Consider the following 17,277-nt stretch of genomic DNA (forward strand, 5'->3'; position numbering starts at 1 on the left):
ACACCCTATTCTAACCAAGAAGCGGCAGTTATTCGATACGGTTCAGCAAGTTCCTGGAGATTCTAACGCCGGCCACCCATGTACCCCAGGGCAACGGTTCAGCGCGGCTTAAACTCGTCAAAATGGTATTCAATTCTCCCGGTATCGGTAACCTCCATGGATACATACCCCTTGCCCGCCATTTCCTGCAGCTCGGTATCAACACGTTCAATAGGCAGCCCGGTCTCCAAGGCGGCAATGGCCGGGGTTAGAACGCCCGAGCGGTTCTGGGCTGCCCGCAGGATCTTCGCTTGTACGGAGGTATCTTCCCGGGATCCCGGCTCGGGAATACGGGGAGAATCATCAGTTTCGGGATCCACTCCAAAATTCCGGAGGCGGCTCTTAATACCACCGACCCTGCTAATCCCCTGGATAACCGGAACAACGCCAACAAAAACCATAGGGAACAACCAGAAGCGGGATCCGAAAACAATCGACATTACCCCAAATAGCAGGACCATAGAGAGCCCGGATGTTATTTCTTTTCGGGTTGACCGCAGTCTACGCTGCAGACCCTGTACTTCCTTTTCCATCATGCTATTGGTAACCCCGAACAATCGAAATATTCATTATGGTTCACTCAGTTCCCATTTCCAGAAACTGAAAGGGCGGCAGAGCGCTGCAGGCTCCACCCCCCTCCCACCATCATCGTTATGTAGTGCGCAAAAGGTTGTAAACGGCACCAGATATAGCAGCTCCATCCAAGGGCCACACCACAGATAGTGGCGTCAGCATCGAAAGTTACAACCTTTTGCACACTATCTAATCCTTAACTTCAACACCAGTCGTGAGCTGCCCAAAGGGTATTAAATATGGATTGCCCATCCTTCAACACCTCGTGCGGCCTCCATAACTGCTTCGGAGATCGTCGGATGTGCATGCACCATGGTAGCGATATCCTCCGGTAATAGTTCCGCTTTCTTAGCAAGAAGAATCTCGTGGATCAATTCGGTAGCTTGATATCCCACCACATGCCCGGCAAGAATCTCCTTGGTATTCGGATCAAATAGAATCTTCACAAGCCCATTTGGTTTCTCGATAGCATTAGTTTTACCGGCGCCTGCATAGGGGAACACATAACTCTCGAAGGTCAACCCGCGTTCTTTGGCCTGTTCTTCACTTGGTCCGAAGCTCCCCACTCCAGGTTCGGTGTATGTGGCTCCGGGAATCAGATCCGGATCCAGGCGTTTTTCCCGGGGTGGGTGTCCAGCCATGTGCTCTACGGCGATCTCCCCCTCCTTGCTCGCCACATGAGCGAGAAGAGGCGATGCAATCACGTCTCCGATAGCGTAGATTCCAGGAATATCAGTCTGGTAATAATCACCTACCTTTATGAACCCCTTCTCGGTCTTAATTCCCAGGGATTCCAACCCGAGATCAGCGCTGTTAGGAGCGCGACCAATGGCAACCAAGATCTTCTCGGCTGAGAGCTCCTGCTTCTTCCCATCCTTGCCCTCCACCTCCAGGGTCACCCCTTTGGTGGTTTTCTTCAGAGAATTCGCCTTGGTGGATGTAAGCATGGTGATTCCGTACTTCTTGAAATCACCTGCGACAACCTTTACAACCTCAGCATCTTCCAGGGGGAGGATATGATCCATCATTTCGATGATGGTCACCTCAACACCGAAGGCATTCATAACATAGGCAAATTCCATACCTATGGCACCGGCTCCGAGAATAAGTAGGCTTTTCGGTAGTTCGGTCAGTTTGAGAATGCCCGTGGAGGATAGAACCTGCTTCTCATCGAATTCAAAGCCGGGAATAACCCGGGGGCTGGAGCCCGTTGCGATAAGAATATTCTTGGCTTTATATACCGTCTTCCCGTCCACCGTTACCTGTTTTGGTCCGGTGATGGCGGCGGTTCCCTGGATGAGATCGACCTTATTCTTCTTTAACAGACCGGTAACGCCGCGGCCGCTCTTGGTGGCTGCCTTTCTGCTTTTTGCTTGGATCTTCTCGTAGTTCAGCCCCTGGGTATCAACGCTAACTCCCATATATTCCAGGTCCTTAATGCCCCGAAAAATCTCCGCCTGATGAAGTAAAGCCTTCGAGGGAATACACCCCCAGTTTCCGCAAACACCTCCGGTTTCCGCTTTCTCAATGACTGCGGTCCTGAGCCCTAATTGGCTTGCACGTATGGAGGCTACATACCCTCCGGGACCTGATCCTATTACAACGAGATCGTATTGCTGATCTGACATTCAAATCCTCCTAAAACAGAACCCGGACAGGGTTTTCCATCATCTTCTTTAACTCGCTCAAGAACCGTCCGCCCAGGGCGCCATCGATGACCCGGTGATCACAGCTAAGATTCATTTTCATGATGCTGGCAGGCCGCAGCTCCCCTGATTCATCGTAAACAGGTGTTTTCTTAACCTCACCCAGGGCAAGAATAGCCGACCCGGGAGGGTTAATGATGGCGGTAAATTCCTCAACTCCGAAGCTTCCCAAATTACTAATGGTGAAGGTAGCCCCGGAGTATTCCTCGGGTTTCAAGGAGCCTGAACCGGCTTTTTGGATAAGCTCTTTTAATTCGGCGTCTATCTGAACAATGCCCTTGTTCCCAACATTTCGTACGATGGGGGTGATCAGACCGTTGCCAAGATCCACGGCCAACCCGATGTCGATTGACCCGAATTGAAGGATATGATCACCCTGCCAGCTTGCGTTCACCCCTGGGTATCGTTTAAGGGATTCGGCGGCGAGCTTCATAATAAAGGCGTTGAAGCTTACCTTTTGGGGTGCTTCCTTATTAAGGATGGATCGGGCCGCCATGAGATTGTCCATCTCCACGGAGTTTTTAATGTAATAGTGGGGCGCACTAAACTTACTCTCGGCAAGACGCTTGGCGATCACCGCGCGTTTTCCTGCCACAGGAATGGTCTGGTCCTGACCGGCGGGCTGGGCTGGTACAAATCCGGCACCGGGGGCTCCAGAACCGGCTGCGGCACCTCTTGCTGGAGCTGTCGAGCCTTTGTAGTTTTCTACATCCTCTTTAACAATCCTTCCCCCGGGACCGGTTCCGCTCACCAAGGAGATGTCTATGCCTTTTTGTCGCGCTAGAGTTCTTGCTAAGGGACTTGATTTTACAGGACCTCCGGTACCTGCCGTAGCTGGCGCGCCTGGCTCTTTGGAGGCTGATTGGGGCTGCTGGGAGGGGGAGCTATCTTGATCTCCCGAGGACTCCGGAGCAGATGACCCACTTGAGTCGGGCTGGGCGCCCTTCTGTGACGCTGCCTTCTTTTCCTCCTCAATCTCTTTCTCGAGCTCGGAAAAATCTTCACCAGACTCGCCGATGATGGCTATGGCATCTCCCACCTTCGCTGAACTTCCCTCATCCAGGATTATTTTTAGGATCGTCCCTTCTTGGGCGGACTCGTAGTCCATACTCGCCTTGTCGGTTTCAACCTCACACAGGACATCTCCGGTGTCGACGGAATCGCCGACTTTTTTATTCCAAGAAAGTATTGTACCCTCCTCCATGGTGGGAGAAAGGGCGATCATCATAATTTTTTCTGCCATGGTAATACTCCTACTGTATGGACCTTAGTCCATATACAATACGCGTTTAGCTGCATTAACGATCTTTGCCAGGGTGGGCTGCACTTCCAATTCCATGGTGTGATTATAGGGCATGGGTACATCCTCGCTCGCAATCAACTCAACCTGGGCATCGAGAATATCGAAACAATTTTTGCTAATCAGGTATGCAATGTGGCTTCCGACACTTGCCATGGGCCAAGCCTCATCGATAACCACAGCCCGGTTGGTTTTCCGCACCGATTCGTAGATTGTCTGCTCATCTAGGGGTCTTAGTGACCGAAGATCCACCACCTCTGCGTTCACTCCCGATTCTTCCAGCTGCTTTGCTGCCTCCAGGACCATGTGCACTGGTTTCCCGAAGGTAATGAGGGTCACATCATCACCCTGGCGTTTAGTATCGGCCTTCCCCAGGGGAATCAGGTATTCTTCCTCAGGCACCTCGCCTTGTAAGCCGTACATCATTTCAGCCTCAAGAAAGATAACCGGATTGTCATCCCGTATAGCACTCTTCAGCAGCCCCTTCCCATCATAGGGGGTGGACGGAGCCACTACCTTTAATCCCGGGATGTGGGTGTAGTAGCTAGCAAAGCTCTGGCTATGCTGGGAACTGAGATATTCTGCGGGCCCGTTGGGACCTCGAATAACCATGGGTACATTCAACTGGCCGCCGGACATATGTCGAAACTTGGCGGCGTTATTCACCAACTGGTCCAGAGCTAACAAACCGAAATTAAAGGTCATCCATTCCACAATAGGTCGCAGCCCCGCAAGAGCGGCGCCAACCCCGAGGCCTGTGAAGCCCAGTTCGGCAATTGGGGTATCCAATACCCTGTTCGGGCCGTATTTATCTAATAAACCCTTGGAAACCTTGTAGGCACCGTTATACTCTGCGACCTCTTCGCCCATGAGAAACACACTCTCATCCCGGGCCATCTCCTCGTCCATCGCCTGATTTAATGCTTCTCTAAAAGTTATTACTGCCATAAAAACTCCCTGCTTCCTTATTCAGCGTAGATATCTTCGTACATAGTATGGAGAGGCGGTTCTGGGCTTTCATCGGCAAAGTCTACAGCCTCCTGCACAATCTTCTTAACCTGGTTGTCATACTCCTTAAACTCTTCTTCCTTCAGGAGCTTGGCTTCCAATAAATCAGACTTCAGCTGAACTATGGGATCCTGTTGTTTATAGTTCTCGAGTTCATCTTTAGTACGGTATTTTGCCGGGTCGGACATGGAATGTCCCTTATAGCGGTAGGTTTTAATATCCAGTAAATAGGCCTTTCCGGTCTTTCTGGATTCCTCCACTACCTCTTTGACGCCCTCATACACCGATAATACGTTCATTCCATCCAGAGTTCGTCCTTCCAGACCGTAACCCTCAGCCTTGATGGCGAAATCCTCTACGGCGGAAACACGCTTGACAGCCGTTCCCATTCCGAATTGGTTATTTTCAACTATGTACACTATGGGTAGCTTCCAAACTGCGGCGAGGTTTAGACTCTCGTGGAAGGCCCCCTGATGGATGGCACCGTCGCCGAAATAACAAAGCGTCACCCCCATATCCTTGGTTTTTCCTAGCTTATACTCGTAGGCGCTTTTAAAGGCCACCCCGGTTGCCACAGGAATCTGGGCCCCTACGATGCCGTTTCCCCCGAACATATGGCGTTCTTTGTCAAACATATGCATAGAGCCGCCCTTACCGCGGCTTACTCCGGTGATCTTCCCATAGAGTTCGGCCATAATCCCCTTGGGGTCCATCCCGCAGGCAATAGCATGTCCATGGTCGCGATACGCCGTTAATACATAATCCCGGGTCAAATCCAGGGCCCGGATCGAGCCCAGGGCAACCCCCTCCTGACCGTTGTACAGGTGACAAAAACCACCTATCTTTTTAAGTCCGTACATCTGACCGGCCTTTTCCTCAAACCGGCGGATTAACAACATGTCCTTTAATAAGCCATGGAGAAAATCCTTGTCATATTTTTTAAGTGAACTCATGAAACTATCTCCTTCCATTCCCAGATATCAAGCCGTTACAGTTGAGCGTTCTCTCTCCCCAGTTCCAGGATGGTAGATTTCGATTTCTTCAATGACCGTCTCAATCACTACCAACTCGGAAGGATCATTATGAAGCTTCCAGAAGGCCTCCAGGTTCCGGCCCAGGGCCTCAATAACCGTGGAGAGGAGGTTGGGATTCTCCACAATCTGAATAGTCCCAGTAACACTGATAACCTGTCGGTAATTTTTTGCCGTAAAAAGCCACGTTGCCTTGGGTTTTTCCCGCAGCACAGGTACCTTCCCTGCATCGGGAAAGGTTACTGAATAGAGAAAACCATCCTGGCCCCGTACAGTTCCGGCTGTCATCCACCGCATCCGGGGAACCCCCTGGGGGTCCACGCAAGCCAGTACGCCAGCCTTGTTTTCGTCCAACATCTTGTCCAGTTCACCGAACATCTGTTTGATGTCCATGGGTCCTCCTTACCACTATTTGAGTCTCAATGACCCGCTATACCCGGTTGTGTTTACCAAACCCATCACCGGCTTCCCACCGGATCCAGAAAAGACAGATCTGTTTTTACTTCTCCCTGGAACCGGATTCCCGGTGAGAAAACACGGACTTTCTCACCCTGGGGTTCGGTTTGGGTCAGGCTCCGAATACAGCCATCCTCTATATGCAACCTCGTTTGAGGCGAATTCCGAAAAATACACTCAAAAGGCTTTGTTCTTCCAAAGTTCCACTCCCAGGATCGGTACCCATCCAGTAGAGTGGATATTCGGTTATCCTTCCTCCAAAGCCCAGTATCAATACCGAATCTTTTAACTCCTGCCGTTACATCCCCGAGGCCCCAGGCTTGCACAGCCTCCTGCCAAGTCTGACTGATGGCCTCCGCCACCTGATGGACAGTCAACTCCTGCTTTACCTGGGAAAGATTCACCACCGGCGAAGGCGCTGAATCAACCCAACGCCCTGTAAGCTGGGCCTCACCGGACCGCCTGAACCCCCCGAGGGCACGTCGAAGATTGTCCAAATCAGCTTGAACCAACACTGTCCCGTGATGTAATACCCGGTCCCGGGTATACCAGAGGGCGTTACCGCTAAACTTTTTCCCCCCATGTAAAAGATCACCCCGGTCGGAAACCTCCACTGAAATCCCTAGGGATTCCACGGCAGAGGCTAACAGTCCCAGATTACTTCCCTGGCTGAAGCCGGACTTAGGCATAATAAAGGAATAATTAAGATTTCCCTCATCATGATATACCGTCCCCCCCCCGCTCTTCCTTCGCCGTAGGGGAATCCCAAGATTGTTCAGAGCCAAGACATCGGCCTCCTGCCACGGGTTTTGGTGTTTTCCCATCACAACTGCCGGTTCACTTACGTACAGCAATAGCAGGGGACCAGGAGTGTGGAGGTTGGTAAAAATAAACTCCTCTATACTGAGGTTCCAATCGATGTCCCCCAGCCCCATGTTGATCCATCCGCCGGATATCCCACCCGTCCCGGAATCGTCCAAGGATGGCTCCAGAAACTCAGTTGGGTCGACTTGATATTTCCTGAGCATTTTACTCTCTTTTTTTTCGTTTTGTGAAGAGCTGATTTGAAATCTCTTTCTTTCCTAATCCAGACAACCACATCTACTGCATAAAAATTAATCAAATTGGTCACAAGACCTACTAAAAATATAAGGTAATCCGATGAATTGGGCAAACCAAGTTTTTTGCATAGTCCCGTTCTCTATTTGGATCCCACCATCCTAGTTTGTTCTGGACTACCTGCTTCATGGATTTTGTTTATATCTCTATAAAAATATTGATAAACTTTTCGACATAGAGTATCCTGTCCCAGTAGTTTATGACAACTTTTGTAATGTTTACAAGCCTTGAAGGGGTAGCCTTTGTATGCCACCCTTACCCAAAGCCCCCCAGGCTTTTTGATATACAAAGACAATTTTCATAGACTATACTTTGGAAGATAGTACAAACAGGTTAATCTAGTGGAGGAGGCGCTGTGTTTCAAAAACAAATCATCATGCGGCGGGTACTGTACTCGCTTGTGCCAATTTTCCTATGGTCATTATGGCTCTACGGATGGCGTTCAGTAGCAGTTGCTGCAGTTGTTTTCGGTCTTGGGATCCTGACGGAATTCATAATGGAAAAAAGTCGGAATAAGAAAGTCAGCGAGGCTGTATTGGTCACCTCTGCCCTGCTTGCCCTGTCCCTGCCACCCGCAGTTCCGCTCTGGGTTGCAGGAATTGCCACCGTATTCGCTGTAGTCATGGGTAAGGGTGTTTATGGCGGATTCGGCAGGAACATCTTCAACCCCGCCATAACCGGACGGATTTTTACCTATATTTCCTTCCCGCTCCTAATGCAGACAACCTGGATGATTCCCGGATCTTTCGGAACCCTCGGCATCAATAGCCAAACCCAGGGAAGCTCCTGGCCTGAGGCACTCATGGTCATCGCCATTATCGCCCTCGCATATATACTAATTACCCGAAACTTCGAGAAAAAAGCCCTGGTTAAGGGAACAATCTTTGGGGGAATCGCCCTGACAATCCTAGGCTATATCCTTCTCGGCAGCCTCGGCCTTCGGGGAATGGAAATTGATGCGGTCTCCACTGCCACTCCCCTGGAGATATACCGTGGTGCCCAGGCAGCAAATCTCCCCCAGGGCACGGAATACCTCAACCAAAACTCTCTACTAAACCTCTTTTTCGGAAGAAGGGTCGGCGCCCTGGGAGAATCCTCCATTTTCCTTATTATCCTGGCGGGAATCTACCTGATCTACACCAAGACTGCTAATTGGCGAATGATTCTATCCACCCTCACCAGCGCAACCATTTTGGTGGTCATCTTCTATTTCTCAGGCCTCATGGAACAGCTGAGTCCTGCTATGAGCCCTCAGGGTAAAAGCGGAGTGGAGCATCTTGAGGTGATTCTATCGTTTTTATTCAGCGGAAGCCTCTTTTTTGTTGCCGTTTTCATGGCTACCGACCCCGTTTCCGCCCCGAATAAGAAAATCAGCCAGTATATCTATGGTGTAATCATCGGAAGTGTAACCATCCTGATTCGTGTGTTCTCCGGTTTTCCCGAGGGAACGAGCTTCGGTATCCTGTTAGCCAATACCTTTGCCAGCCTCCTGGATGAAATTATTCCAGCTCAAAAAAAGAAGGCCGCAAAGAAACCGGCTAAGACCGCATCAAAGGCTTAGGAGGGAGGATATGGATAAAAACGGATTAGTATACACCATCATATTTTCATTTCTGGTAACCTTCGGATTTGTATTCCTTCTGGCCCTCGCCAATGAAGGAACCCGTACCATCGTGGAAGAAAACGCCAAGGTTGCTGACTACCAAGCCGTTCTCACCGCCCTTGGTATGGAGTATGAAGTAGGCAATAACCAGGACATCATCCAGAAATATCAGCAGGTTTCCGATGTTACCGATACCTACGGATCATCCGACGGAAGCACCCTGTACCGTGCAGAAGTTGAAAACCAGGAACGCTACGCCTTGAGAACCCAAGGCTCCGGGCTCTGGGGCACCATTGAACTAGTGTTAGGGTTTGATTCCAGCCTGAGAACCTTCTCCGGTCTTGAGATCATTTCTCACAACGAAACCCCGGGCCTGGGTGGACGGATTGATGAATCCTGGTTCAAGGAACAGTTCGTAAATCAGCAGATTCCGGGAGAGAGCCGGCTGTCTTTTAAGCAGGGCACCGGGAGCGGCGATCCGAATAAAAACGATAGCGGTGTGGATGCCATTACGGGAGCAACCCGGACAAGCGAAAGCATGGACACAATAATTAACCGCGCCATCGACCGAATGCGTCAGATTTTGGGAGGTAAATCATGAGTGAGGCTAAGGCCATCCTAAAGAATAATATTTGGGAGAATAATCCCATATTGATCCAAATATTGGGGATCTGTTCCACCTTGGCGGTAACCAACCTACTCACCAATACACTCATCATGACAATTGGAGTTACCTTTGTTACCGCCCTGTCGAGTTTTACTATTTCCATCATCAAGAAAATGATCCCCCGGAAGGTCCGGATGATCGTACAAACCCTTGTCATCGCGTTTTATGTAATCATCGTAGACATCCTGCTTAAGGCCTACGCTCCGGAAATTAGCAAAAACCTCGGCCCCTATGTCGGACTGATTATTACAAACTGTATCATCATGGGAAGGGCGGAGGCCTTCGCCCAATCAAATCCCCCCCTCATATCCTTCTGGGACGGATTTACCAGCGGGCTCGGGTACATGTCCGTGCTCATGCTTCTTGCGTTTGTTCGGGAGCTGCTGGGCTTTGGAACCTTATTCGGGTTCCGGGTAATGCCCATGGAGTTTACAAACGGAGGATACAATTGGACCATTATGGTTATGGCGCCGAGTGCCTTCTTCCTGGTAGGGATTCTACTCTGGATTGCAAAGGAGACTATGTTGAAACAAGAGACCGGAGGTGATAAATGAGTCCTGTAATAAGTCCTTTTTCATTATTTTTTGCATCGATTCTTACATCAAATATCCTGTTAGCGAATTTCTTAGGGATGTGCTCCTTCATTTCCATCTCAAAGGATATGAAGTCATCCAACGGGCTGGGGATGGCGGTAACGGTGGTGCTGGTTATCACCGGCATGGCCAACTGGGCTGTGCTCCATTTTATTTTGATACCCCTCGGACTAGAATACCTCAGGTACATCGTATTCATCGTGGTAATCGCCGCGGTTGTACAGATTCTCGAGATGGTGATCGACCGGGTCAGCCCGGCTCTGTATATGAGTCTGGGAATATTTCTCCCCCTCATTACCGTTAACTGCGCGATTCTCGGGGTAGCCCTATTCATTGAAATTCGAAATTACAGCTTCATACAAAGCGTCATATACAGCCTGGGTTCGGGCCTTGGCTGGTGGTTAGCCATCATGGCCCTTTCTGCGATTCGAAAGAAGGTTGATAAGGCACCGGTGCCGGCGGGATTGCAAGGACCGGGAATCACCATGATTACAATTGGATTCATGGCTATGGCATTTATCGGATTCTCCGGCATGCTACAGGTTCAATAAGGAGGATTTGGTGAACATTGCAACACTATTTCTAGCACCCCTTTCACTCGGCGTCATTAGTGCTGTTCTTGGTGCTCTCATCTCTATAACTGACAGAATTGTGAACAACTACGGAGATGTGGTGATAGATATTAATAGCGGCAAAAAAGATCTTAACGTCAAAGGCGGTAGTCCCCTCCTATTAAGTCTGGCTGAACAAGATATTTTTGTTCCGTCGGCCTGCGGGGGCCGTGGAAGCTGCGGAGCTTGTAAGGTCAAGGTTCTATCCGATGTAGGCCCCCACCTCCCGACGGAAACCCCGTACCTGACAAAGGAGGAGCAGGCAGAGAATATCCGGCTCAGCTGTCAGGTTAAGGTCAAGCAGAGCCTGGAGATTGAGATTCCCGAGGAACTCTTCAACATTCAAAAGCTCACCACAAAGGTGAAAAAAATCACCGACGTGACCCACGACATCAAGGAAGTCCTGTTAGAACTTCCTGAAGGAACCGACCTGCAGTATCAACCCGGACAATACGGCCAGTTCGAGGTTCCTCCTTATAATAAGATTAAGGAACGGACTCAACGGGCATACAGTTTCAGTTCCAACCCTAACGATAAAAACCACCTCGAATTTCTCATTCGGCTGGTCCCCGGGGGAATTGTCACTACCTACGTGCATGAGCACCTCCAAGAGGGACAGAGTATCAATGTCGTGGCTCCGGTGGGTGATTTCAAGGTACAGAAGACCGATGCTCAAATGATCTGCGTCGCCGGCGGATCGGGAATGGCTCCCTTTAAGTCAATTTTCTCTCACATGGTAGACACCGGAGAGATCGAAAACCGGGAGGTGTGGTACTTCTTCGGGGCCAGAACCACCAAGGATTTGTTTTACCTGGAGTGGCTCGCCGACCTGGAGAAGAAGTACAAGAACTTTCACTTTATCCCCGCCCTCTCTGAACCAGAAGAGAATGCCGATTGGAAGGGTGAAACCGGCCTCATAACCGAAGTACTGAAGTCCTACCTGGAAACCAAGATCGATACCGAAAAAACCAAGGAAGGCTATCTCTGCGGTAGCCCGGGAATGCTCGATGCGTGTATGATCGTGATGAGGCAATTCGGTATGGATGAGAACAAGATCTACTTCGATAAGTTCGCATAAGGAGGCGCTTCCATGAAGATGACACCCGAATATCAGAAGGCACAGCAGAATATGCAGGCTGGTGTAATCACTGCGGATGGGTTCCTCGGTGATGACCGGAGGCCTCTTTTGGATATAATCGAGCATGATGAGGAGACTATGAAGGAGCTCGATCTGGATTTTGAGATTCTCACCGCCAGAATGCGCTACCTCATGGAGGAAGGTCGTAAAGGCTTGGGAGAACCGGTGACCATCGACAATAAATGGATTGTCAGGGTTGACGAGGCCCGGGGGTATCTCCCCTCTCCCTTTGAGGACGGAATATTCCGAAAAGTGAACGCCGAGGTAGAGCTTTTAGTGGATGGCAAAGCCAGCGGTAAAACCTTGGTGTATACCGAGATGAGTCTCCATCTGATTGAGAAATACCACTTTTTTGAGGGCAAGGGCTCTCCGTTCCGCCTTGAACCGCTGCATGCCAAAGCCATCCTCGGATTATAGTCGCCCGCCCTATTCTTCCTGGGTATTTTCCCCCAGGAAGAATAGCTTCCCCTCAGCTGAGAAAATTTTTCTAATACCACCCTTGATAATGATCCTAAGAGTCTTACACTTAACTGTATATTTACAGTGGGAGAACCATGGAAAAGCTCCGTATTTCTATTGTTGAAGACGAACGCATAATTGCCTTGGATCTACAGCGTCATCTAGAACGCCTTGGGTATCAGGTGGTCGGCATCTATTCATCCGGGGAGGAGATTATATCCGCCTTCCAACACTCCCAGTCAAGTTTGCCGGATATTGTACTCATGGATATTATGCTAGGTACAGGAATGAACGGTATTGAATGTGCCTGCATTCTAAAGAAAGATCATCTTCTACCGGTGGTGTTTCTTACAGCCTTCGCAGATTCACAAACCCTAGATGCTGCCAAGGCGGCTGAACCCTACGGTTACATCCTAAAACCATTTCGTGATAGAGAACTTCAAAGCACCCTGGAAATCGCCGCCTACAAACATAAGAGCACCATTTCAGAAAAGCAAAAACACGGGATCATTGAATCAATACTGAACAATGCTCAGGAAGGTATAGTCCTAATAGATAACCAGTTTCTCGTTGAGTATGTAAACAACACAATCTTGGAAATGTTGGACATGCCGGGAGAGCCGGATCATTACATAGGCACGCCTGTTCAGGAACAGTTTCAGCTTTTTTACCCACGAACCCTCCAGCCCATAGATATTCAAGGATTAGTGGCAAACTCGCTAACCCTGCCACATTTTATTCCCGAGCTGGTATGTTTTGATAGTTCAAAACATACCCGCACTGTATCCCTCCGGCTGGGAAGCATTGGCGGCGTATCACCAAAATCCGGCATCATTCTCACCCTTCTGGACCTGACAGAAATTAAAGAACTCACCCGTTCGGTAGAGTACCAACAGCGACATGATTCCCTCACCGGCTTGCCTAATCGGCAGAGCTTTATTCAAATTCTCAATGGAATTTTATCCCAGGATCCTGCCCCCTCGGAGCTGAGCAATTCCAAGGTAATACTGGTGAACCTGGACAAGTTTCGAGTCCTCAACGAGGTCTGCGGGCACATCGCCGGAGATCATCTGCTCCGGGAGGTTGCTGCTAGCCTTGAAGTATTGGGCATGCAGTATCAGGCTTACACTGCACGGATCGGTTCCGACGAATTCGCCCTGTTGTGTTCCTCCAGGGAACAGGCACTCGAGCAATCCATTCTCCAGGAAATTGCAAAAACCTTTGTCTGGGATGGTCAGGAATTTTTTATAACACCCAGCATCGGTGTTGTTGGCCTTGACGATGTGAACCCGGATCCGAAGGGCATTTTGGCAGCTGCTGATGAGGCGTGCAGCATGGTGAAACAGCGCGGGGGCAATGCCATTGAGTACTTCCAGGCAAATCAACAGCGCAGTGAGAAGATTCGTGGTGAGGCCTTATGGGTTACTAGAATTATTCGAGGATTACAGGAACAGAGGTTCCTTCTCTACGGCCAGACCATTAACCCCTTAAAGCCCGAGTTCCCGTTAAAGCAGGAGGTCCTGCTCCGACTGCGGGAAAATCAAGATACGATAATCGGTCCCGGGGCATTCATCGGAGCAGCGGAGCGCTACAACATTATGCCCAGCATAGACCTTTGGGTACTTACCACAACCCTGGAATACCTGACACATAAGAAAAACCCCGAACGGTGTATCCACTGTGTTAATCTCAGCGGCAATTCCCTCCAGGATACCGCCACTGCAACAACCTTGTTATCGGTACTCTCGAAATTTCCCGATCTCTGTACCAGTATTTGTCTAGAGATTACAGAAACCTGTGCAATCCAAAACTTTGACAGGGTTATTGGGTTTATGACAGAAGCAAGGGACATGGGTATCCAATTTGCATTAGATGACTTCGGCAATGGATTCTCATCCTTCGGGTATCTCAAACGGCTTCCCGTTTCTGTCTTAAAAATTGACGGCTCGTTTGTGCGGGATATCGATCGCGACTCGAAGAACCTCGCCATGGTAACCGCTATCAATAATATCGGTCATGACCTCGGCATGCGGACAGTGGCGGAATTCGTATCAAGCCGGCCCGTTCTCGATCTCCTGCACACCATCGGCGTGGACTACGCCCAGGGATACCATATTTCAGAACCTTCTCCCCTTACTGAACCTTGATTTTTATACGATAAAATCGTATTTTAATTCGAGAAATCTGACAATAAGGGTACATCATTCATGACAAACCAAGTCCAGCGTTTTCTTTCTCCGGCGTATTCGATTCTCCTCGGGGGATTAAAACACTCTGGTAAAACCTCGGTGGGTCAGCAATTATCTTCTATGCTCAAGGCCGACTGGGTTGATTTGGATGATGTAATAACCAAAACCTACCTTGGAAGGACGGGTGATACCATACCGGACGGTGTGTTCCCTCCCCGGCACATGGTGAGTACCCTCGGTGCTGAGGGGTTCCAGGCATTGGAAGCCGAGGTACTCCATGGGTTTTTAGCGCAAAAATCGGAGCAGGCAGATGATCGGATGCCAGACGCCGGTCTCCAGCTCCTAAGCCTTGGAGGCGGAACCCTTTCGAATCCCCGAATTCATTCTACCATTACCACGTATAAACCTGGTATCTTATTTATCGATGGGGATGAAGAGGTGCTTTATGGGCGGATACGCGATGGTGGGCTACCGGCCTTCTTGGAGGGCGACGATCCGAGGGAGCGCTGGTCTCGTATTTACGCTAGGCGTCGCAGAGATGCCCGGAGGTTGGCAGATATGATCATTGAGGTGAAAGACGAATCAATTGACGATATAGTACAAAAGTGTTTAATCACCCTGGAGGAGTACATACATGGCAGGAAATAGTTTTGGGCAGGTGTTTCGTATTACAACCTTTGGCGAGTCCCATGGAGGGGCTGTGGGTGTTGTACTGGACGGAGTCACACCGGGAGTGCCTATAACCGTTGAAGAAATTCAGCAACAATTAGATCGGCGGAAGCCGGGGCAGTCCTCAATCACCACTCCCCGGGCAGAACCCGACAAGGTCTCGATACTATCAGGGATTTTTGAGGATCACACCACCGGAACCCCCATGCTGATGATTTTATACAATCGGGACTTTGAGCCTACGGCATACCTGGATATTAAAGACCTGTTTCGACCCGGCCATGCAGACTTTTCATACACCCAAAAGTACGGGTTTCGCGATTGGCGCGGGTCCGGCAGGGCCAGCGGCCGGGAGACGGCCGGAAGGGTTGCCGCTGGGGCTGTTGCCAGGAAACTATTAGAAGCCCGAGGCGTTTCCATCACCGCCTACACCAAGCGGGCTGGCGGAATTGAGTGCCGGGATTATGATCCTTCAGTAATAGAAAAAAATCCCCTTCGCGCCTGTGATGCTGCAGCGGCCGAAAAAATGATGGAGGTTATCAGCAAGGTAAAGGAAGAGGATGACAGCATGGGGGGAATTGTGGAATGTCGGATATCCGGAGTCAAGGCAGGACTGGGAGAACCGGTCTTTGATAAACTGGATGCCGAACTGTCCCATGCCATGCTCTCCATTGGCGCGGTAAAAGGGATAGAATTCGGTGCCGGATTCGCCGCTGCGGATATGCGGGGAAGTCAACACAACGATGCGATGAATGAGAATGGTTTTGTAACGAACAACGCCGGGGGCATAATCGGAGGAATCTCCACCGGAGAAGAAATACTGTTCAGGATTGTTGTCAAACCAACTTCCAGCATCGCCCGTCCCCAGAAGACCGTAGACATGGCGGGTTCCCCTAAAGAGATTAGAACCATAGGGAGACATGATGCTTGTATCTGCCCCAGGATTGTCCCGGTGGTAGAGGCAATGGCCGGTTTGGTCCTGGAGGATCATTACCGGAGGCAGGCTGCCATGATGCTGGATTCCTGAGGTACTTGGTCGCGGAGTACGGGTATGCCTTTTACAAGGATACCCGATACATAAACCGTTTGCGCACTAGGTAAGACAAAAAAAACCCCGAGGGAACCCCCGGGGTTTTTTACAATTTTCTCTAAAAGAAGGGTGGATCACCAAGACCCAGGACCTCTCGTTCCTAGGGAATTCACTGTAAGCCAGTACCTAGGTCAAGGGTAATGATTCTGCCTCTATTCTTCAGGTGAGAAATCTTCCTTACCTGCACCGCACATGGGACAAACCCAGTCTTCGGGGAGCGCTTCGAAGGATGTTCCTGGTTCAACGCCGTTGTCCGGATCGCCTTCAGCAGGATCATAAATGTAGCCGCAAACCTCACATACATACTTCTGCATAACGATTCTCCTTAGTAATTCTTATTATATATATCTTATATACCATAATTTTCATAACCTGACCAGGCGGAATCGGAAAAAGTTCTCACCTGCAGCACCCGTGTTCACTTGTGGCTTCTAGGTTTTTTTTTGATCCCCGGCTGACGGTTTTTGTAAGGTTACGCCCGAATTTTTAAGCTGTTGATTCGATACATGACTAGCAATGAGAAGGGCTAGTCCGGAGAGAATGAATAACAGCGGCCACCATGTCCGAACGATGGCAGTAAAATCACCCTGAATAATACCTATGCTAAATAGGAAGAAAATAACTCCCAGCAGGACAAGGCACCAAGCAGGCAGTAACAGGGTAATTCGTTTTCCAAATTTAAAGGACCGGGCCATGATAACAAGCGCGGTCCCGGCTCCCAAGAGGAATAAAGGCCAGGTCATCCGGAGGGGCAGATGTTGTCCGAAGAGTGAATCCAGGAGGAATAGCAGGGATGCCCAAACCAAAAAGAATCCGGCGGAAACCAAGCGCATATTGATTCCCGGCTGTCTGCGCCGGTCCAAACCGGTAAAGAGGAACCATACTCCCCCGAGCCCCGGAATGAAGGGCCACAACCCGAGAATGGACGGGCTAATCCCCAGGGTTACCAGGAGCAGACCGCAGCCCCCGAGGATCAAGAGCACGGAGAGTCGATGGACTGAGTTTATCGGTGTTCTCATAATATCC

At 49.9% G+C, this 17,277-nt stretch carries 18 protein-coding genes; 9 read left to right on the plus strand and 9 right to left on the minus strand.

Annotation, left to right across the window (positions count from 1 at the left end):
- Positions 1 to 98: 98 nt before the first annotated feature.
- The 7 genes from DC28_RS04995 to DC28_RS05025 all read right to left on the minus strand — a co-directional run bounded on the left by DC28_RS04995 (position 99) and on the right by DC28_RS05025 (position 7,141).
- Complete coding sequence (locus tag DC28_RS04995) at positions 99 to 572, minus strand: hypothetical protein (protein WP_156104586.1); 474 nt, start codon at positions 570 to 572, stop codon at positions 99 to 101.
- A 273-nt stretch (positions 573 to 845) separates the two neighbouring features.
- On the minus strand, positions 846 to 2,240 hold the full coding sequence (lpdA, locus tag DC28_RS05000) for a dihydrolipoyl dehydrogenase (protein WP_037546504.1): 1,395 nt from the start codon (positions 2,238 to 2,240) through the stop codon (positions 846 to 848).
- Positions 2,241 to 2,250: 10 nt separating this feature from the next.
- Positions 2,251 to 3,561, minus strand: coding sequence for a pyruvate dehydrogenase complex dihydrolipoamide acetyltransferase (locus tag DC28_RS05005; RefSeq protein WP_037546505.1), 1,311 nt, complete (start codon positions 3,559 to 3,561; stop codon positions 2,251 to 2,253).
- Between the two features lie 24 nt (positions 3,562 to 3,585).
- Positions 3,586 to 4,566, minus strand: coding sequence for a pyruvate dehydrogenase complex E1 component subunit beta (locus DC28_RS05010; protein ID WP_037546507.1), 981 nt, complete (start codon positions 4,564 to 4,566; stop codon positions 3,586 to 3,588).
- 17 nt (positions 4,567 to 4,583) lie between these two features.
- Positions 4,584 to 5,579 (minus strand): pyruvate dehydrogenase (acetyl-transferring) E1 component subunit alpha, encoded by a 996-nt coding sequence (pdhA, locus tag DC28_RS05015; protein ID WP_037546508.1) that lies wholly within the window; start codon positions 5,577 to 5,579, stop codon positions 4,584 to 4,586.
- 27 nt (positions 5,580 to 5,606) lie between these two features.
- The gene (locus DC28_RS05020) at positions 5,607 to 6,050 is read right to left on the minus strand and encodes a pyridoxamine 5'-phosphate oxidase family protein (RefSeq protein ID WP_037546509.1); all 444 of its coding nucleotides are present in this window, start codon (positions 6,048 to 6,050) and stop codon (positions 5,607 to 5,609) included.
- A gap of 65 nt (positions 6,051 to 6,115) precedes the next feature.
- Positions 6,116 to 7,141, minus strand: coding sequence for a lipoate--protein ligase family protein (locus DC28_RS05025; protein WP_037546510.1), 1,026 nt, complete (start codon positions 7,139 to 7,141; stop codon positions 6,116 to 6,118).
- Positions 7,142 to 7,587: 446 nt separating this feature from the next.
- Between DC28_RS05025 and DC28_RS05030 the strand changes: the two genes are divergently transcribed.
- The 9 genes from DC28_RS05030 (at position 7,588) to aroC (ending at position 16,188) form a co-directional block, all read left to right on the plus strand.
- Positions 7,588 to 8,793, plus strand: a complete 1,206-nt coding sequence (locus DC28_RS05030) for an RnfABCDGE type electron transport complex subunit D (RefSeq protein WP_052078475.1) — start codon at positions 7,588 to 7,590, stop codon at positions 8,791 to 8,793.
- A gap of 10 nt (positions 8,794 to 8,803) precedes the next feature.
- A complete protein-coding gene (locus DC28_RS05035; RefSeq protein WP_037546511.1) occupies positions 8,804 to 9,436 on the plus strand; it encodes an FMN-binding protein in 633 nt (210 codons plus the stop codon).
- Positions 9,433 to 10,056, plus strand: coding sequence for an NADH:ubiquinone reductase (Na(+)-transporting) subunit D (locus DC28_RS05040; protein ID WP_193382275.1), 624 nt, complete (start codon positions 9,433 to 9,435; stop codon positions 10,054 to 10,056). Before DC28_RS05035 ends, DC28_RS05040 begins: the two co-directional genes overlap by 4 nt.
- Positions 10,053 to 10,646: an Rnf-Nqr domain containing protein gene (locus DC28_RS05045; RefSeq protein ID WP_037546513.1), complete on the plus strand. Its 594-nt coding sequence runs from the start codon at positions 10,053 to 10,055 to the stop codon at positions 10,644 to 10,646. The genes DC28_RS05040 and DC28_RS05045 overlap by 4 nt, the downstream gene beginning before the upstream one ends.
- A 10-nt stretch (positions 10,647 to 10,656) precedes the next feature.
- Positions 10,657 to 11,784, plus strand: coding sequence for an NADH:ubiquinone reductase (Na(+)-transporting) subunit F (locus DC28_RS05050; RefSeq protein WP_238565769.1), 1,128 nt, complete (start codon positions 10,657 to 10,659; stop codon positions 11,782 to 11,784).
- A 12-nt stretch (positions 11,785 to 11,796) separates the two neighbouring features.
- Positions 11,797 to 12,261 carry a hypothetical protein gene (locus tag DC28_RS05055; protein WP_037546515.1) on the plus strand — a complete coding sequence of 155 codons (465 nt, stop codon included), beginning with the start codon at positions 11,797 to 11,799 and terminating at the stop codon, positions 12,259 to 12,261.
- A 137-nt stretch (positions 12,262 to 12,398) separates the two neighbouring features.
- Positions 12,399 to 14,450 (plus strand): two-component system response regulator, encoded by a 2,052-nt coding sequence (locus DC28_RS15285; protein ID WP_052078476.1) that lies wholly within the window; start codon positions 12,399 to 12,401, stop codon positions 14,448 to 14,450.
- A gap of 60 nt (positions 14,451 to 14,510) precedes the next feature.
- Positions 14,511 to 15,140: a shikimate kinase gene (locus DC28_RS05065; RefSeq protein ID WP_037546518.1), complete on the plus strand. Its 630-nt coding sequence runs from the start codon at positions 14,511 to 14,513 to the stop codon at positions 15,138 to 15,140.
- Positions 15,127 to 16,188, plus strand: a complete 1,062-nt coding sequence (gene aroC / locus DC28_RS05070) for a chorismate synthase (protein ID WP_037546520.1) — start codon at positions 15,127 to 15,129, stop codon at positions 16,186 to 16,188. Before DC28_RS05065 ends, aroC begins: the two co-directional genes overlap by 14 nt.
- Positions 16,189 to 16,403: 215 nt before the next feature.
- On the opposite strand, the gene rd is transcribed toward aroC, so the two are convergent.
- Together rd and DC28_RS15290 are read right to left on the minus strand one after the other, a co-directional pair.
- Positions 16,404 to 16,565 carry a rubredoxin gene (rd, locus tag DC28_RS05075; RefSeq protein ID WP_081941968.1) on the minus strand — a complete coding sequence of 54 codons (162 nt, stop codon included), beginning with the start codon at positions 16,563 to 16,565 and terminating at the stop codon, positions 16,404 to 16,406.
- Between the two features lie 117 nt (positions 16,566 to 16,682).
- On the minus strand, positions 16,683 to 17,270 hold the full coding sequence (locus DC28_RS15290; protein ID WP_156104587.1) for a hypothetical protein: 588 nt from the start codon (positions 17,268 to 17,270) through the stop codon (positions 16,683 to 16,685).
- Between the last annotated feature and the right edge of the window lie 7 nt (positions 17,271 to 17,277).

Origin of the sequence: Spirochaeta lutea (assembly GCF_000758165.1) — a bacterium.
Classification (GTDB): domain Bacteria; phylum Spirochaetota; class Spirochaetia; order DSM-27196; family Salinispiraceae; genus Spirochaeta_D; species Spirochaeta_D lutea.

Coding starts and splice junctions, on each gene's coding strand:
- DC28_RS05040 (WP_193382275.1), top strand. CDS start 9,433: ATGAGTGAGGCTAAGGCCATCCTAAAGAATAATATTTGGGAGAATAAT.
- pdhA (WP_037546508.1), bottom strand. CDS start 5,579: ATGAGTTCACTTAAAAAATATGACAAGGATTTTCTCCATGGCTTATTA.
- lpdA (WP_037546504.1), bottom strand. CDS start 2,240: ATGTCAGATCAGCAATACGATCTCGTTGTAATAGGATCAGGTCCCGGA.
- DC28_RS04995 (WP_156104586.1), bottom strand. CDS start 572: ATGGAAAAGGAAGTACAGGGTCTGCAGCGTAGACTGCGGTCAACCCGA.
- DC28_RS05065 (WP_037546518.1), top strand. CDS start 14,511: ATGACAAACCAAGTCCAGCGTTTTCTTTCTCCGGCGTATTCGATTCTC.
- DC28_RS15285 (WP_052078476.1), top strand. CDS start 12,399: ATGGAAAAGCTCCGTATTTCTATTGTTGAAGACGAACGCATAATTGCC.
- DC28_RS05005 (WP_037546505.1), bottom strand. CDS start 3,561: ATGGCAGAAAAAATTATGATGATCGCCCTTTCTCCCACCATGGAGGAG.
- DC28_RS15290 (WP_156104587.1), bottom strand. CDS start 17,270: ATGAGAACACCGATAAACTCAGTCCATCGACTCTCCGTGCTCTTGATC.
- aroC (WP_037546520.1), top strand. CDS start 15,127: ATGGCAGGAAATAGTTTTGGGCAGGTGTTTCGTATTACAACCTTTGGC.
- DC28_RS05010 (WP_037546507.1), bottom strand. CDS start 4,566: ATGGCAGTAATAACTTTTAGAGAAGCATTAAATCAGGCGATGGACGAG.
- DC28_RS05025 (WP_037546510.1), bottom strand. CDS start 7,141: ATGCTCAGGAAATATCAAGTCGACCCAACTGAGTTTCTGGAGCCATCC.
- rd (WP_081941968.1), bottom strand. CDS start 16,565: ATGCAGAAGTATGTATGTGAGGTTTGCGGCTACATTTATGATCCTGCT.
- DC28_RS05045 (WP_037546513.1), top strand. CDS start 10,053: ATGAGTCCTGTAATAAGTCCTTTTTCATTATTTTTTGCATCGATTCTT.
- DC28_RS05020 (WP_037546509.1), bottom strand. CDS start 6,050: ATGGACATCAAACAGATGTTCGGTGAACTGGACAAGATGTTGGACGAA.
- DC28_RS05035 (WP_037546511.1), top strand. CDS start 8,804: ATGGATAAAAACGGATTAGTATACACCATCATATTTTCATTTCTGGTA.
- DC28_RS05055 (WP_037546515.1), top strand. CDS start 11,797: ATGAAGATGACACCCGAATATCAGAAGGCACAGCAGAATATGCAGGCT.